Origin of the sequence: Paenibacillus catalpae (genome assembly GCF_900112695.1) — a bacterium.
Lineage (GTDB): Bacteria > Bacillota > Bacilli > Paenibacillales > Paenibacillaceae > Pristimantibacillus > Pristimantibacillus catalpae.
Genome location: NZ_FOMT01000003.1, coordinates 732,925 through 748,116 on the forward strand (window position 1 = coordinate 732,925; position 15,192 = coordinate 748,116).

Below are 15,192 nucleotides of genomic sequence, written 5' to 3' on the forward strand. Positions count from 1 at the left end.
TGAATCCGTTATCATAAATGCATAAGGCAGGAGGGATTCCGATGAAAGCGGTCACAACAAGCGTTCCGCAGCAGACGCACAAGAGAAAAAAAGAGAGTAATTTTTGGAGAACAGCTATCCGTAACAAATACTTATACATGATGTCGCTGCCTTTTGTAATCTGGGTGTTTGTTTTCAGCTATTATCCGCTTTGGGGCTGGACAATGGCCTTCCAGAAATTTAAACCGGCCAGATCTTTCTGGGAGCAGGATTGGGTAGGCTTCGATCAATTCAAAACCTTGTTCCAGGACGATACGTTCTACCTGGTTATGCGAAATACGCTCGCGATGAGTTTTATGGGCATTATCGCAGGCTTCGCAGTCCCGATTATATTCGCGGTCTTACTTAATGAAGTCCGGAGCATGGCATTCAAACGGTTCGCTCAAACGATATCGTATTTGCCTCACTTTGTATCCTGGGTTGTTGTGGCGGGTATCGTATCCAAGATGCTGTCGGCCGATCACGGTACAGTCAATGAGATTCTGATGTGGCTTGGTCTTATCGATACGCCGATTCAGTTCCTGGCGAAGCCGCATTACTTCTGGGGAATCGTAACCATCTCGGATGTGTGGAAAGAGATGGGCTGGAATACGATTATCTACCTCGCGGCTATTGCGGGGATCAGCCAAGAGATGTATGAAGCAGCAAGGGTAGACGGTGCGAACCGTATCCGCCAGATTTGGCACATTACGCTGCCGGGCATACGTTCGACGATTGTTATCCTGCTCATTATGTCGATCGGTCACTTGATTCAAATCGGCTTTGAGAAGCAGTTCCTGCTTGGCAACAATCTCGTTCGAGATTATTCGCAAGTCCTTGACTTGTATGCACTTGAATATGGCTTGCAGATGAGCCGTTACTCGTTTGGTACAGCCGTTAATATTTTCAACTCGGTAGTAAGTATTATCTTGCTCTTCGCAGCTAACGGACTGTTTAAGAAAATTACTAAAGAAAGCATCATGTAAAGGGGAGTGCAACCATGAAATCAAAAGGACTATTGGGCAGCGCGCCTCTGTCAGACCGGCTTCTGAGTGTGTTCGTATACGTATTTGTTCTCTTCGTTATGATCATCACTTTGTATCCGTTCCTGAACGTGCTTGCTCTTTCATTCAATGACTCTGTAGACAGTGTAAGAGGCGGAATTACGATCTTCCCGCGTGATTTGACTTGGGAAAACTATAAAGTAATCTTTTCCTTCAGCGGCTTGATTACCGGCTTTAAAATCTCCGTTCTCCGGACGGTGGCCGGTACGGTGGTTGGTCTGATCAGCGCTTCAATGCTCGCGTTCACGCTGAGCCGGCCGGATTTCCAGGGACGCAAATTCGTCTCCATATTCCTTGCGCTGACCATGTATGTATCAGGGGGATTGATTCCGGTATACTTCCTGATCCGCGACTTGAACATGATGGGAACGTTCGCTGTATATATTCTGCCAGGTCTCGTAAGTGCCTTTAACGTATTCGTTATCCGTTCCTTTATGGATGGCATCCCATATGCGCTGCAAGAGTCGGCCAAGCTCGACGGCGCGAATGACTTCACGATCTATTGGCGCATCATTCTTCCGATGGCGAAGCCGGCGCTTGCTACTATCGCGCTCTTCCTGGCGGTTGGACAATGGAATTCCTGGTTTGACACTTATCTGTACAACGGTTCGGCCGATCACTTAACAACGCTTCAGTTCGAGCTGATGAAAGTGCTGCAAAGTACAACAACGGGCAATAACGTGGACATCCACAATACGAACATGACACAGATGATGTCGACCGTCTCGCCTGAATCCGTAAAAATGGCGATTACCATCGTCGTTACCGTTCCAATCCTGCTGGTATATCCTTTCTTGCAAAGATACTTCGTTAAAGGGATGACATTAGGCGCAGTCAAAGGCTAGTCAAAAGGTTTAGAAGCGGTATTCCTGGGGAAACCCGTTAATACAATATGGATTTCATAAATATATAGGAGGGTTATTTCATGAATCAAATCAGTAAATGGTCAAGCCTGGCATTGTCTACGACGTTAGTTGCCGGATTGCTGGCTGGATGCGGCAGCAATAACAATAATGATGGAAACACTGCTAGTCCGGACTCCGGCAACAATACAGGTACGGAATCGGCTGCGCCGGAAGATACTTCGCCGCTCACATTGACGTATTACAGCGAAGATCCATCACCGAACTGGGCTAATATGCAGGACGAAATCGGTAAAAACCTTACAGAGAAAACAGGTATTACTCTTGATGCAGAATTCGCAGTAGGTGATGCGGTTCAAAAATCGTCCCTGATTGCGGCAAGCGGCGAGTACCCAGACCTGATCAGCGCCAAACAAAGCATCGCTAAATTTGTTGACGCAGGTGCTGTACTTGATTTAACTGATCTGATTGATAAACATGCTCCTAACCTGAAAAAATTGTTCGAAGGTCAAATGAGCCGTCTGAAATACAACGATGAAGACCAAGCCATTTATGTTATCCCTTCTTATAACGGCATTGGACAGACATCCTTCAACGCAGGCGGCGGCTTCGAGCTGCAGCACCGCGTTGTAAAAGAACTGGGCTACCCGCAAATTCGTACCGTTAAAGATTTCGAGAAAGCGATCAAAGACTACCTTGCCCTTCATCCAAAAGACGAGAACGGCAACCCGAATATCGGTCTGACGCTGAATGCTGACGACTGGCATATGTACATCTCGGTAACGAACCCTGCGTTTGCTACTACTGGCGGTTCGGATGACGGCGAATTCTATATCGACATTGATACGCAAGAAGTAACCTACCACTTCCGTCGTCCGGAAGAGAAAGAATACTTCAAATGGCTGAACCATATGAACGCTGAAGGCTTGCTGGACCCAGAGAGCTTCGTTCAAAAGTATGACCAATACAAAGCGAAAATCGCTTCCGGCCGCGTACTTGGTCTAATTGACCAAGACTGGGATTATGGTGACGGCGAGAAAGCTCTGAAGGCGGAAGGTAAATTTGATTACGGCTACGGTCATTATCCAGTTACTATGTCTGAAGAGTTCAAAGAAACTTCGTTCTGGCCAACTGGCTTCATGGCTGGCAGCGGCGTAGCGATCTCCGTAGACAATCCGGATCCGGTTCGTACAATTAAATTCCTTGACTACCTCGCTTCCGATGAAGGCCAAGTGCTTATGAACTGGGGTATTGAAGGCAAGCATTACAATGTCGTTGACGGCAAACGCGTTATTCCACAAGAAGTTAACGATCGTAAAATTAATGACGCAACAAACTTCACGAAAGAAACAGGCATTGGTCTTTACAACCTGCTTAGCGGCCACTACGGCGACGGCGTGAAAGATCCAAGCGGCAACTACTACACAACAAACTTCCCAGAGCAAATCGTAGCCGGCTTTAACGATGTAGAGAAAGAAGTTCTTAAAGCTTACAAAGCGACAACTTGGAAAGATCTGTTCCCTAAAGAAGAAGAGTTCAAAGTTAAGCCTTGGGGTGCAGCTTGGAACATTCCGGTTCCTGGCGACAGCGAAGCGGTAGTTATCGAGAAAAAACTGACAGACATTACTTGGAAACGTATTCCTGAAGCAATCTTGGCTAAACCGGCCGACTTTGATAAAATTTGGGATGCCTACCAGCAAGAGCTGGTCAAAGCTGATGTTGAGAAAGCAGAAAGCATCCGTGAAGATTTGGTTAAAGCACGCGTTAAACTTTGGAACGAATAATAAGATTTTGACGATAAGAGGGCCCGAATTTTGCGGGCTCTCTTTCGCGTCGGGAGACGGAGGATGAACGATGGGGACAACACGGGATTGGAAGCTATGGTATGAGCAGCCGGCATCAGTCTGGGAAGAAGCATTGCCGATTGGCAACGGCCGGATTGGCGGGATGCTATTCGCAGGTACGGAAACCGATCAGATTCTGCTGAATGAGGATACGTTGTGGGCCGGTTTTCAGCGCGATCCGATCAATTATGAAGCGCAAAGATACTTGGTTAAAGCAAGGCAGCTTATATTTTCCGGGAAATATGCGGAAGCCGAGAAATTGATTGAATCCACGATGCAAGGCCGGGACGTAGAGCCGTATTTGCCGCTTGGAGGCCTTTCCATTATTCGCCGTGAGGATTCCGATACTGCCTTATCGGCGTATCGGAGAGAGCTGCGCTTAAATGAGGGTATTGCTTCCGTTCATTATCGTGATGGGGATGCAAGCATTCATGGCGAATATTTCGCGAGCACGCCGGATCAAGTGCTGGTCGTCCGGTATGAGGCATCCGGTGGTGAGATGAACCGCGACATCGTGATTGATTCCTTGCTTCAATACAAGCTCGAGAATGCCGGTGACGGGCGTTTGCATCTGATCGGACAAGCTCCAAGCCATGTGGCCGGCAATTATCATAAAGATCATCCCATGGACGTTCTGTACGAGGAAGGACTTGGATTGCCGTTTGAGATTCGCGTGCAAGTGGAGACGGACGGAACGGTCAGCAGCGGCGAGAAAGCCGTGCAAGTCCGGCATGCAACGTATTTTAACTTGTATTTGGCTGCTGAGACAGGATTCGCCGGCTATAATCAGTCCCCGGATCATGAGGCTTGCTCGGCACGCTGCGATATCCAGCTTCAAGCTGCGGTTGCCCGCGGGTACGAAGCACTGCGTAAACGACATGCGGAAGATCACCGTTTGTTATTTGACCGCGTATCGTTCTCCTTGTCTAATCCAAATACAGAGGACAACAAGCCAACAGACCGCAGGCTCAATGAATATCAGATAACGAAACAGGATCCGCATTTGGAAGCGCTCTATTTCCATTACGGCCGTTATCTGCTAATGGGAAGCTCGAGACCGGGAACGCAACCTGCAAACCTGCAAGGGATCTGGAATCACCATGTTTCTCCTCCTTGGCATAGTGACTATACGATTAATATCAATACGCAAATGAACTATTGGCCGGCGGAAGTGTGCAACTTGAGTGAATGCCATGAACCGCTGTTTATGATGCTGCAGGAAATGAGCGAGAGCGGTTCGCGTACGGCACGAATCCATTATGGCAGCCGCGGCTGGACCGCCCATCATAATGTGGATTTATGGCGCATGACGACGCCAACCGGCGGAAGCGCAAGCTGGGCCTTCTGGCCGCTTGGCGGAGCATGGCTTGTCCGTCAGGTATGGGAAAGCTATTTGTACAACATGGATAAAGAGTTTCTCGGAGAGCAAGCATATCCGCTGCTGAAAGGCGCCGCCTTGTTCTGCCTGGATTGGCTGATTGAGGGCCCAGATGGCGTTCTAGTAACTAATCCGTCAACCTCGCCGGAAAATAAATTTTTGACCGCGGACGGAGAGGCATGCAGCGTATCGTTTGGTTCCACGATGGATATCGCCATTATCCGTGATTTGTTCCATAACTGTCTGGAGGCTATAGATGTACTTGGCAAGGAGGAGACGGCATTTCGTGACGAGCTCCTTGCGGCATTAGATCGTCTTCCGTCTTACAAGATTGGCCGCTATGGCCAGCTGCAGGAATGGTATGAGGATTTCGAGGAGAGCGAACCTGGCCATCGCCATGTCTCTCATTTGTATGGTGTTTATCCGGGCAAGGAGATCAATGAAGATACGCCGGAGCTGCTCGCTGCCGCGGTGGCTTCCCTGGACCGCAGACTTGCGAACGGCGGGGGACATACCGGCTGGAGCTGTGCATGGCTGCTCAATCTGTTTGCCCGTCTGAAGGATGACAAGCAGGCGTATGGCGCTGTTCAGACGCTGCTTGCAAGATCCACTTATCCTAATTTACTTGACGCTCACCCGCCTTTCCAGATTGATGGAAACTTCGGCGGCAGCGCTGGTATTGCCGAGCTGCTCATCCAAAGCCATCTGGGCTATATCGAACTGCTGCCTGTACTGCCAGCTGCTTGGGCAGATGGGCAAATCGGCGGCTTGAAGGCAAGAGGCGGTTATATTGTATCCATCGAGTGGGCTGACGGCAGGCTGAAGCAGGCGGTCATTGAGGCGAAGAAAAGCGGCTCCTGCACAATCAGGTATAAACGGCCGTTCCGTGTTGAGGATGACAAGGGAACTGCTATTGCTCTTGTGGATGGCGGATTCGAAGCCATGCAAGGCTGTACTTATTTCATTTTCACAGACGCCGATTCATAGAAAAATAGTTGTCCTGACTGGATGATTGCGGAAACAGGCTCCTCTCTCTGAAAATATGATGCTAGTAACGCTCATAGGAGAGAGGAGCTTTATCATGTCCATGAACAAGAAAGCGAGAATTAGCTTATCACCTCCGGAATTTACGTATTTCAACGAGATTAAGCATTCGGTTGGCAAGGATCCGCTTGTACGGGTCAGTCCTTTGCAGGATCATGGCGACGGTCAATTCCAGATTGTCCTACATGTTAAAGGGTTTAAGAAAGCCAAAGCATTAGCTACTCTCATTGTTCCCGAAAAAGTTATCGGCGAGATCAGCATTAAAGTGAAGGTAATGAGCAGCGGCAAGCAGGTCAGCCCGATTTCGCGCTCGCTGACGGCAAAGGAATTGGCCGCATTGCACCGAATCGCGTTCCGGACGAACCGCTTCTTCCGTTTTGTCGCCCTCCGGACGATATTTGGCACTACCTTTGTTTATCCGGTGTTTAAGATCAGAGTTGTGCAGTTCTTTAATGATGATCTGTCAGACTTCTACGGCAACTATAATCATGTAGCGGCCTTTGTCTTCCGCAACGTCCTGCACAATGAGATTAACGGGATTCCGATTCCATTCTCGACCGAGAAGAAGAACAAGTATGGCAAGAAATAACGATATACTTTTGAGCGGCTGTGCGGATTACCCGTCACAGCCGCTTTTGTTGTTATGCCCCCTTGCGAACGGGCATACCTGTCAAGTACATTGAGAGGTATACATTCAAGTGGAGGACTGAGCACTTATGCTGACCCGATGGTTCCGACGAATAACGCCTGACACGTTTAAAAACCGGATATTGCTTTCCCTCCTGATCTTCCTTCTTGTGCCTATCGCATTACTTTTCCTGTATAACTTCCGAGAGACGGAAGAACTGCTTCAACGGAATGCTTCGGACAAGAATATCGAGCAGCTCGAAGAGATCAAGACCGATCTTGTTGAATTAATGAGTCTTGTGATGAAGACAGGGATGCTGCTGGAGCAGGATTCTGTGCTTCGTCAGGTCATGCAGAAGCCGGAGCAATATGATGTCATTAACCGCAAAAAAATTGTTGAGAATAAATTCGCCGGCATCGAAAACAGCTTCTTCCTTACGGGAGCAACGGTTTATTACACCCTTATTGATTTGAAAGGAAACGCTTACACCTCCTATACGCCGGAGAACTCTCTGAATTACGAGGAGATCAGCTCGGAGCCTTGGGTACAGCAGCTGAAAAAGGAGGACGGACAGCGCTATATCTGGCAGACGAATGATCAATCGACAGAAATACGCGAGACGAAAGGCAACCGGATGCTCAGCCTTTATGAAGTGATGAGGGATGACGGACTGAAGCCTTTTGCGTATGGACGGTTCAGCATCGATTATGAGGAATGGTTTGCGGAGAAAACACAAGGCAGCGGCGGGGAAGGCGCCTACTTCCTGCTGGATGCCGGCGGAAATACGATACTTCAATCCGCATCCGGAGAGAGTGTGCCGTCCGTTGTAGCTGCGTCAATCGCAGCTGCCGGCCGGAGCGGGGAGGATGATTCCTCCTCCAAGTCGATTCTGGATAACCGGATGATGTATACGTACAGCAAGATTCAGGAGCTTGACGGTTATCTCGTCAAGAAGGTTCCTCTGTCTTTGCTGTTTAATGAAGTGGACAAGCAGAAAAAACGCTCTTTTGCCGTCTATTCCGTAATTCTGATCCTGTTTGTCATTATGATCTATTTCATCTCGTCTACGGTTACCGGACCGTTGAAGCTGCTTCAGCGCAAGATGGAGACGACGGTCAAATCCAATCTGAAGGCGAAGCTGCCGGAGCAGGGCCGGGGCGAAATACTGGCTCTGACCCGAAGCTTCAACTCTATGATTGCAGACATTAACGGTCTGCTGGAGCGGTTAAAGCTGGAGGAGCGGCAGAAGCAATTTGTAAGGTTCCAGGTGCTGCTGGGGCAGATGAATCCGCATTTTCTGCTGAATACGCTCAACACGATCAAGAGTATTGCGCTGGATAAAGACGAAGATGATATCTATGAAATATGCGTGGCGCTTGGTAAAATCCTGGAAACAACGCTTAATGCGGAGGCTGATCTTATTCTTCTGAAGGAGGAGATCGTCCTTATTGAATCTTACATGGATATCCAGCGGAAGCGGTTCGGCCATGGCATTGAGCTTCAATATGAGATTGAAGGCGAACTGGAATATGCGCTCATTCCGAAATTCTGCCTGCAGCCTTTAGTGGAAAATTCACTGCTTCATGGCTTTGGGCAGTCGCAGCGGGAAGGGCGTATCCTGATACGTGCCTCGAGCCGTAACAGGCTGTTGATTCTCGAAGTCATCGATAATGGAATTGGCATCAAGAAAGCGAAGGAAGTTCAGACAACCCGGAAACGGAAAAGCATTGGAATCCAAAACTTGCGGGAGAGCCTGGAGCTGATGTTCAAAAATCAGCCGTCAGGTCTCGTGCTGGAATCGTCAGAGGAAGGAACGCGGGTTACGATGCATTGCCCGCTGCTATTATCTAAACCTTATGTGAAGGAGGGGCATACCCATGTGGCGGACACTGATTGTTGAGGATGAGCAGCATGCAAGAGCAAGCTTGCGCAAACTGTTTGCGAAGGCGAACCTTCCGTTTGAGATTATAGGAGAGGCGATTAATGGCGAAGAAGGACTCGGGATGATCCGGGAGCTTCAGCCCGATGTTGTGATTTCGGATATCTTTATGCCTGTCATGGACGGTGTACGGTTGCTGCAGCTGACAAGGGAGGAAGGCCTCGAATGCCGGTTCGTTATGCTGACGGCAGTCAGTGAATTCGAGTACGCCCGCCAGGCGATAGAGTACGGAGCTTCAGGGTATTTGATGAAGCTTTCGCTTGATTTGACGGGACTGAAGCAAGCAATGGAGAAGGTGGCCGCTGAGCTTGCGAGAATGGAGAAGCTCCGCAAGGCGGACAAGTGGTTCCCGGAGAAGTCAGCGCAGGAGCCAACGGATCATCCGGAGATGAACCGGATTATTGCCTATATCGAGGAGCATTTCGCCGAGGACATTACGCTGAAGAGTTTGGCTGATTTTATCCGCATGGATGCCAGCTATGTCAGCGATTTGTTCAAGAAGAAGACCGGGACAACACTAACGCATTATATACAGAACCGCCGCATCCAGGCTGCCAAGATGCTGCTGGCTGAGACGGAGCGGACGGTAAGCGATATTGGCCGGAATGTCGGTTTTGAGAACGACAATTACTTTATCAAGATTTTTAAGCGGTGGTGCGGGGTGACGCCAAACGAGTATAGGAAAGAACAAAAAAACGTTCTATGAATGTCCAAACGCTGTTCATCCCCCGATCGCCGGGCTGGTGATAAAGTTAAAGACGTAGCAAATAGGCCAGTCATCTTCAAAAGGGGGAAGACGAATGAAACGAAAAGGTTGGTTAAAGGTAGTACTGATTGCGACTTTGGCGGCTTCAATTCTTGGAGCATGCGGAAGCAACGGCAACAGTAATGGGAATGCCGGGGCAAATAATGAATCACCGGCAGGCAGCTCGGGAGAAAAGGTGAAGCTCACGCTTTGGGGAGCCGTACCTGCCGAGGCAGGCCCGCAAGCCGTCATTGATACCTGGAATAAGGAAAATCCGGATATCCAGGTTGAATATGTCCGCTACGTCAATGATGATCCAGGCAATCTGAAGCTGGACACAGCGCTCATGACCGGCCAGGATGCAGACCTGTACATCAACTATACGCTCACCCGCTTGCAGAAGCGTGTTGACGCTGGCGTAGCATTGGATCTCAGCAGCAAAACCGATTACAACATCGATGACCAAATGGGTTCGGATGCCGCGCAATGGAAAATCAGCGACAAATATTACGGTATACCTACAAAGAAAAATATGGCGTTTATCTGGCTGAACAAAGATATGCTGGACGCAGCGGGACTTCCGATTCCGCCAGTGGATTGGACTTGGGATGACTTAAGAGAGTACGCGAACAAGCTGAAGAAAGACAAGGTATACGGACTTTTGCAGCATGATGCCGCATTTACGGCCACTATCGACGGAACGATTGCCGGTCTTGGCGTAACGAAGCCGGACGGAACTTCCAACTTCGACAATGATCTGTGGAAGAAGCAATTGCAAACGGTTCATGACATGATGTTTGCAGACAAGTCGACACCGGAGTATGGCGAGCAAGTAACGAGCAAGATGCCGGTTGATACGATGTTCCTGAAAGGCGAAGCGGCCATGCTGTCCGCAGGGGAATTTATTTTCCGCAATGCGAATGACCTGACAAACTTCCCGCATGACTTTAAGATTGCATTCGCAACGATTCCAAAAGTAACTGCTGACCAAAAGGATTACAAATATCCGGGCGGTTTGGGCGACGTGCTTTCCGTTAATGCGAAATCCAAGCATCAGGATGCTGCCTGGAAATTCGCGAAATGGTATGCGGACGGCGGTATGCTGCCAATGGCAAGCGGCGGCCGTATCCCGTCCTCGAAAAGCGTAGACGGCAAACAAGCCATGGATCTGCTGCTTAAAGGCGTAGAAGATAAGTACGATACGGAATCGATGAACAAAGTCGTATTTGGCCAGTTCCCTTCGTTCCAGTTGAGCGTACCGCAGCAGGCGCTTGATGCGCGTAAGGAAGAGTACGAGAAGTATTTCCTGAATGAGCAGGATTTGGATGCAGCGCTTAAAAATATGGCCAAACGTCACCAGGAATATATGAAGTAATCGAACCAGCCGAATACGGATAAAGCCCCCAAGAGAGAAGAAGGATCCCCCGCTTCCTTCTTCTCTCTTTGCTATATTCAGGAAGCTCTATACGATGAAGAAAGGCGGCGTTTTCTGTGAAAAGGAAAAGCTGGATTCAGAAGCAAGGCTGGATTGGCTATGTGTTTATTTTGCCTAATATGCTGGGCATACTGGCATTTTTTATTTTGCCGGCCCTGTTCTCATTTGGGATGATGTTTACGAATTATCAGTTCGCCAATCCAAACTGGAAGTTTACCGGCTTGGATAATATGACGCGTATGTTCGGCGATGATCAGTTCTATAAGTCAATCAAATATACGGTTATCTTCTTGCTGTCCGTGCCGATCTCGCTGGCACTTGCTTTTCTCGTTGCGCTTGTGCTGAACCGCAGCGTGTATTTAAAGGGGTTACTTAGAGGGATGTTTTTCCTTCCTTATATTTCAAGCGGCGTTGCCGTTGCTTTTGTCTGGATGCTGCTGTTCCAGCCGTCCCAAGGGCCGATTAATGAGGTGCTCCGTTTTATCGGCATTGTCTCGCCTCCGGGCTGGTTTGCGGATTCCGGCTCCGCGATGTACGCCATTGACGTGGTACAGATCTGGTTCATGTTAGGCTACAACATGATTATTTATTTGGCGGCCCTGCAGGAGATATCGACCGAACAGCTTGAAGCGGCGAGGATCGACGGTGCAGGGGGAGCGACTATTACATGGCGAATTGTATGGCCGCTTGTTAGTCCAACGACATTTATGCTGTTGATTACGGGTCTGATTATGACGGTCAAATCCTTCTCTCTTATCCAGGCGATTACGGGCGGCGGCCCAAGCGGAAGCACCACGATTCTGTCGCTGTTCGTCTACAAAACGGCATTCAGCTATTACGAGATGGGCTATGCGTCAACGATTTCCTGGTTCCTGTTCGCGGTTATTCTCGTCATTACCATCATCCAATGGGTCGGCCAAAAACGCTGGGTCCATTACTAGAGAGGAGCAAGCTCTATGATTGAAACCAATAAGAACCTCTCGTTTAAGCTTTCCGTCACAATCCTAATGCTGATCGCAGGGTTGTTTATGATTGTCCCTTTCTTATGGATGCTCAGCACATCCTTCCAGACCCCAAGCGAAGTATTCCGGCAATGGTTTCCTTCGAAGCTCGACTGGAGCAGCCATAAGCGGATCTGGACGGGAAGCTACAATTTTCTTCCTTATTATATAAATTCGCTTAAGATTGCCGTGATTGGCACAGCCGGTGCCGTCTTTATGTCTGCCCTTGCCGCTTACGGCTTCGCACGCACGGAATTTAAAGGAAGGGATACGCTCTTCATGGTATATTTATCCATGATGATGATCCCTCCTCAAGTCGTGTTTGTACCGAAGTTTATTATGTTTAACTGGCTCCATATTTACAACACGCATTGGGCACTAATCCTGCCGGCCATGTTCTCGATCTTTGGCGTATTTATGCTCCGCCAGTTTTTCCTCAGCATTCCGAAGGAGATTACGGAATCAGCGTTTCTTGACGGTGCCGGTCATTTCCGGATTTTCTTCAGGCTGGTATTGCCGCTTGCGAAGCCTGCGCTTGCGACGTTTGCCATTATTGATTTCTCCTGGCAATGGAATGATTATGAGAATGCGCTTGTGTTCCTGCAGAGTCCCAAGCTTTATACGATTCCTCTTGGCCTGCAGAATTTCGTTCTCGAGAATAACGTTGACTATAACGGCATGATGGCCGCTTCTTCGGCCGCCATCATTCCTATGATTCTAATTTTCCTGCTTGGTCAGAAATACATTATCCAAGGAGTGTCCAGTTCGGCCGTTAAAGGCTAATTAAAGGAGGCTTATTTCATGAGACAAGAGACAGTGAAATCCGACGTAACGGTTATTGGCGGAGGACTTTCCGGCATTTGTGCCGCAATTGCGGCGGCCAGATTGGGGCAAAAGGTTGCGCTCGTGCATAACCGTCCTGTACTTGGGGGAAATTCCAGCTCCGAGGTGCGCGTATGGGTATGCGGCGCAACAGGACATGGCGTAAACCGTTATGCCCGCGAGACCGGCATAATGGGAGAGTTGTTTATTCAGAACCAATACCGGAATCCGGAAGGCAATCCTTATCTGTGGGATGTAACGCTGCTGGAAGCGGTAAGAGCGGAGCCTAACCTGACGTTATTTATGAATACGGACGTCAGAGAAGTGGAAGCAGATGGCGAACTGGATGCCCGAATGATCCGGAATGTGACGGGCTGGATGATGGGGTCGGAGCGCGAGATTACGTTTGAGAGTCAGGTTTTCCTTGACTGTACAGGAGACGGACTTGTTGGCTTCCTGGCTGGAGCCGCATACCGGATTGGGCGTGAAGCCCGTCATGAGTTTGGAGAAGACTGGGCACCGGAAGTTGCGGACGATATTACGCTTGGCAGCACGCTGCTGTTTTATACGAAGGATACCGGCAAGCCTGTAAGGTTTGTTGCTCCTTCTTTTGCCAAAGACATCACAACCACCTCGATTCCGATCAAACGCGTCATCCGGAGCGGAGATTCCGGCTGCCATTACTGGTGGATAGAATGGGGCGGCGAGCTGGATACGGTTCATGAGAACGAGCGGATCCGGGATGAGTTATGGTCGGTTATTTATGGCATCTGGGATTACATTAAGAATTCCGGCCAGTTTGAAGCCGAGAATATGACTCTGGAGTGGGTAGGCTCGATTCCGGGCAAACGGGAATACCGACGGTTCCTCGGAGATACGATCCTGACGCAAAATGACGTGATCTCGCAGCGTCCGTTCGAAGACCGGATTGCCTTTGGCGGCTGGTCCATCGACCTGCATCCGCCGCAAGGGATGTATGCGACCGAAAGCGGCTCCAAGCATTTGCATGCCGATGGCATCTACCATATTCCGTTTGGCTCCTTATACTCCCGAAACGTAAGCAATCTGCTGTTTGCGGGGCGTAATGTCAGCGCATCGCATGTCGCTTTCGGGACAACCCGCGTCATGGCAACTTGTGCGGTGATGGGGGAAGCGGCTGGCGTTGGCGCTGCGTTGTCGGTGATCAAAGGCGTTACGCCGCGAGAGCTGCGCGAGCAGCATTTGACCGAGCTGCAGCAAACGATGCTGCGCACCGATGCCTCGATTATTGGTCTGCAAAACGTGGATCCGGCTGACCTTGCAAGGAAGGGAACCGTTACCGCTTCCAGCACGATGACCGGTATATGGCTCGATGAGCCTTCCGAAGCCTGCCCGCTTACGTCCGATATTGGATGGTTGTTCCCGGCGGAAGGGGGATTTGAAGGCTTAACGCTTCTGGCCTCCGCTTCGGAGTCAACAAGCCTGACCATTGAGCTATGGGATACGGGCCGACCTGAAAATTATGTGCCCGCCAACTTCAAACAAGTATTGACCATCCAGGTGGAAGCTGGCGAGAAGCAATGGCTGAATGTACCTGCAGACAGCTCCCTGTTTGGAATGGAGTCTTGCAACGTGTTTGTCATTGTTCGTGCGAATGAAGCGGCCAGCCTCTATACGTCAGCCGTTCCCGTTACCGGTGTGTTAGCGTTCGAGCGGGGAGTAAAGCCGATCGTCAGCTCCGATCTGGAGGATCATCAGCCGGATCAGCCTGTCATTGAATGGTCGATGAAACGCCTTGTCCGCAAGCCTTTCTGTTTTGCGGTTAGCACAAGCGCTTACGCGCCGGAAAAAGTGATCGACGGTTATGCGCGTCCTTATGGCGGCCCTCATACCTGGGTATCCCGGCCGCTTGCGGAAGGCCGTGAAGAATGGGTGGAGGTAGCACTTGAAGAGCCGGCGGATGTGAAGGAAATTCATCTTACTTTTAACGATGATGTGAATGAGGATCTTATTAATCTTCATCACCACGAGACTCCGTTCCTCATCATTCCCGAGGTTGTGAAATCATATGACGTTCAGGCCTGGGCGAATGGCGAATGGATTACCGTCGCGAGCGACAACGAGAACCGGACCCGCAAAAAGGTTCACACTCTTGATAAATCGGTCCGAACAGACCGGATCCGGGCTGTTGTGAAGGAAACAAACGGCGGTAAACGTGCCGAAGTCGTTGAAATACGCATTTATGAATAAGTTGTCTCATAGTATAGGTCAAGCCGGAGCGGCGAGCTGCTCCGGCTTTTTTTTAATTTTCTTTCGAAGAGGAATTGAAAAATGCGGAGCGGTATGTATAATGGAGTTAAGCGCTTAACTAATTTTACTTAACGATTGGCTGAAAATGTCGAATAAAGTCTTTATTTTTACTTAATTTTGTT

General features: G+C 49.4%; 11 protein-coding genes. All 11 read left to right on the top strand.

Going from position 1 to position 15,192, the window contains the following annotated elements:
* The first annotated feature begins 41 nt into the window (after nt 1-41).
* The 11 genes from BM200_RS16880 (at nt 42) to BM200_RS16930 (ending at nt 15,010) form a co-directional block, all read left to right on the top strand.
* Complete coding sequence (locus BM200_RS16880) at nt 42-1,004, top strand: ABC transporter permease (RefSeq protein WP_091187560.1); 963 nt, start codon at nt 42-44, stop codon at nt 1,002-1,004.
* 14 nt (nt 1,005-1,018) lie between these two features.
* The gene (locus tag BM200_RS16885; RefSeq protein WP_091187561.1) at nt 1,019-1,927 is read left to right on the top strand and encodes a carbohydrate ABC transporter permease; all 909 of its coding nucleotides are present in this window, start codon (nt 1,019-1,021) and stop codon (nt 1,925-1,927) included.
* A gap of 80 nt (nt 1,928-2,007) precedes the next feature.
* The gene (locus BM200_RS16890; RefSeq protein ID WP_091187563.1) at nt 2,008-3,729 is read left to right on the top strand and encodes an ABC transporter substrate-binding protein; all 1,722 of its coding nucleotides are present in this window, start codon (nt 2,008-2,010) and stop codon (nt 3,727-3,729) included.
* Between the two features lie 70 nt (nt 3,730-3,799).
* Entirely contained in the window at nt 3,800-6,154 is a 2,355-nt protein-coding gene (locus BM200_RS16895) for a glycoside hydrolase family 95 protein (RefSeq protein ID WP_091187565.1), read from the top strand.
* A gap of 94 nt (nt 6,155-6,248) precedes the next feature.
* Entirely contained in the window at nt 6,249-6,800 is a 552-nt protein-coding gene (locus BM200_RS16900) for a hypothetical protein (protein ID WP_091187566.1), read from the top strand.
* A gap of 127 nt (nt 6,801-6,927) precedes the next feature.
* A complete protein-coding gene (locus BM200_RS16905) occupies nt 6,928-8,739 on the top strand; it encodes a cache domain-containing sensor histidine kinase (RefSeq protein WP_091187568.1) in 1,812 nt (603 codons plus the stop codon).
* On the top strand, nt 8,717-9,484 hold the full coding sequence (locus BM200_RS16910; RefSeq protein WP_091187570.1) for a response regulator transcription factor: 768 nt from the start codon (nt 8,717-8,719) through the stop codon (nt 9,482-9,484). The genes BM200_RS16905 and BM200_RS16910 overlap by 23 nt, the downstream gene beginning before the upstream one ends.
* A 94-nt stretch (nt 9,485-9,578) precedes the next feature.
* Entirely contained in the window at nt 9,579-10,898 is a 1,320-nt protein-coding gene (locus BM200_RS16915) for an ABC transporter substrate-binding protein (protein WP_091187571.1), read from the top strand.
* A gap of 116 nt (nt 10,899-11,014) precedes the next feature.
* The gene (locus BM200_RS16920) at nt 11,015-11,899 is read left to right on the top strand and encodes a carbohydrate ABC transporter permease (protein WP_091187573.1); all 885 of its coding nucleotides are present in this window, start codon (nt 11,015-11,017) and stop codon (nt 11,897-11,899) included.
* A 15-nt stretch (nt 11,900-11,914) separates the two neighbouring features.
* The gene (locus BM200_RS16925; RefSeq protein WP_091187575.1) at nt 11,915-12,742 is read left to right on the top strand and encodes a carbohydrate ABC transporter permease; all 828 of its coding nucleotides are present in this window, start codon (nt 11,915-11,917) and stop codon (nt 12,740-12,742) included.
* 18 nt (nt 12,743-12,760) lie between these two features.
* Nucleotides 12,761-15,010 carry an FAD-dependent oxidoreductase gene (locus tag BM200_RS16930; protein WP_091187577.1) on the top strand — a complete coding sequence of 750 codons (2,250 nt, stop codon included), beginning with the start codon at nt 12,761-12,763 and terminating at the stop codon, nt 15,008-15,010.
* Nucleotides 15,011-15,192 lie beyond the last annotated feature (182 nt).

What these genes read in the sequence shown, in the direction of transcription:
- BM200_RS16880 (WP_091187560.1), top strand. Translation starts at nt 42, where the DNA reads ATGAAAGCGGTCACAACAAGCGTTCCGCAGCAGACGCACAAGAGAAAA.
- BM200_RS16885 (WP_091187561.1), top strand. Translation starts at nt 1,019, where the DNA reads ATGAAATCAAAAGGACTATTGGGCAGCGCGCCTCTGTCAGACCGGCTT.
- BM200_RS16890 (WP_091187563.1), top strand. Translation starts at nt 2,008, where the DNA reads ATGAATCAAATCAGTAAATGGTCAAGCCTGGCATTGTCTACGACGTTA.
- BM200_RS16895 (WP_091187565.1), top strand. Translation starts at nt 3,800, where the DNA reads ATGGGGACAACACGGGATTGGAAGCTATGGTATGAGCAGCCGGCATCA.
- BM200_RS16900 (WP_091187566.1), top strand. Translation starts at nt 6,249, where the DNA reads ATGTCCATGAACAAGAAAGCGAGAATTAGCTTATCACCTCCGGAATTT.
- BM200_RS16905 (WP_091187568.1), top strand. Translation starts at nt 6,928, where the DNA reads ATGCTGACCCGATGGTTCCGACGAATAACGCCTGACACGTTTAAAAAC.
- BM200_RS16910 (WP_091187570.1), top strand. Translation starts at nt 8,717, where the DNA reads ATGTGGCGGACACTGATTGTTGAGGATGAGCAGCATGCAAGAGCAAGC.
- BM200_RS16915 (WP_091187571.1), top strand. Translation starts at nt 9,579, where the DNA reads ATGAAACGAAAAGGTTGGTTAAAGGTAGTACTGATTGCGACTTTGGCG.
- BM200_RS16925 (WP_091187575.1), top strand. Translation starts at nt 11,915, where the DNA reads ATGATTGAAACCAATAAGAACCTCTCGTTTAAGCTTTCCGTCACAATC.
- BM200_RS16930 (WP_091187577.1), top strand. Translation starts at nt 12,761, where the DNA reads ATGAGACAAGAGACAGTGAAATCCGACGTAACGGTTATTGGCGGAGGA.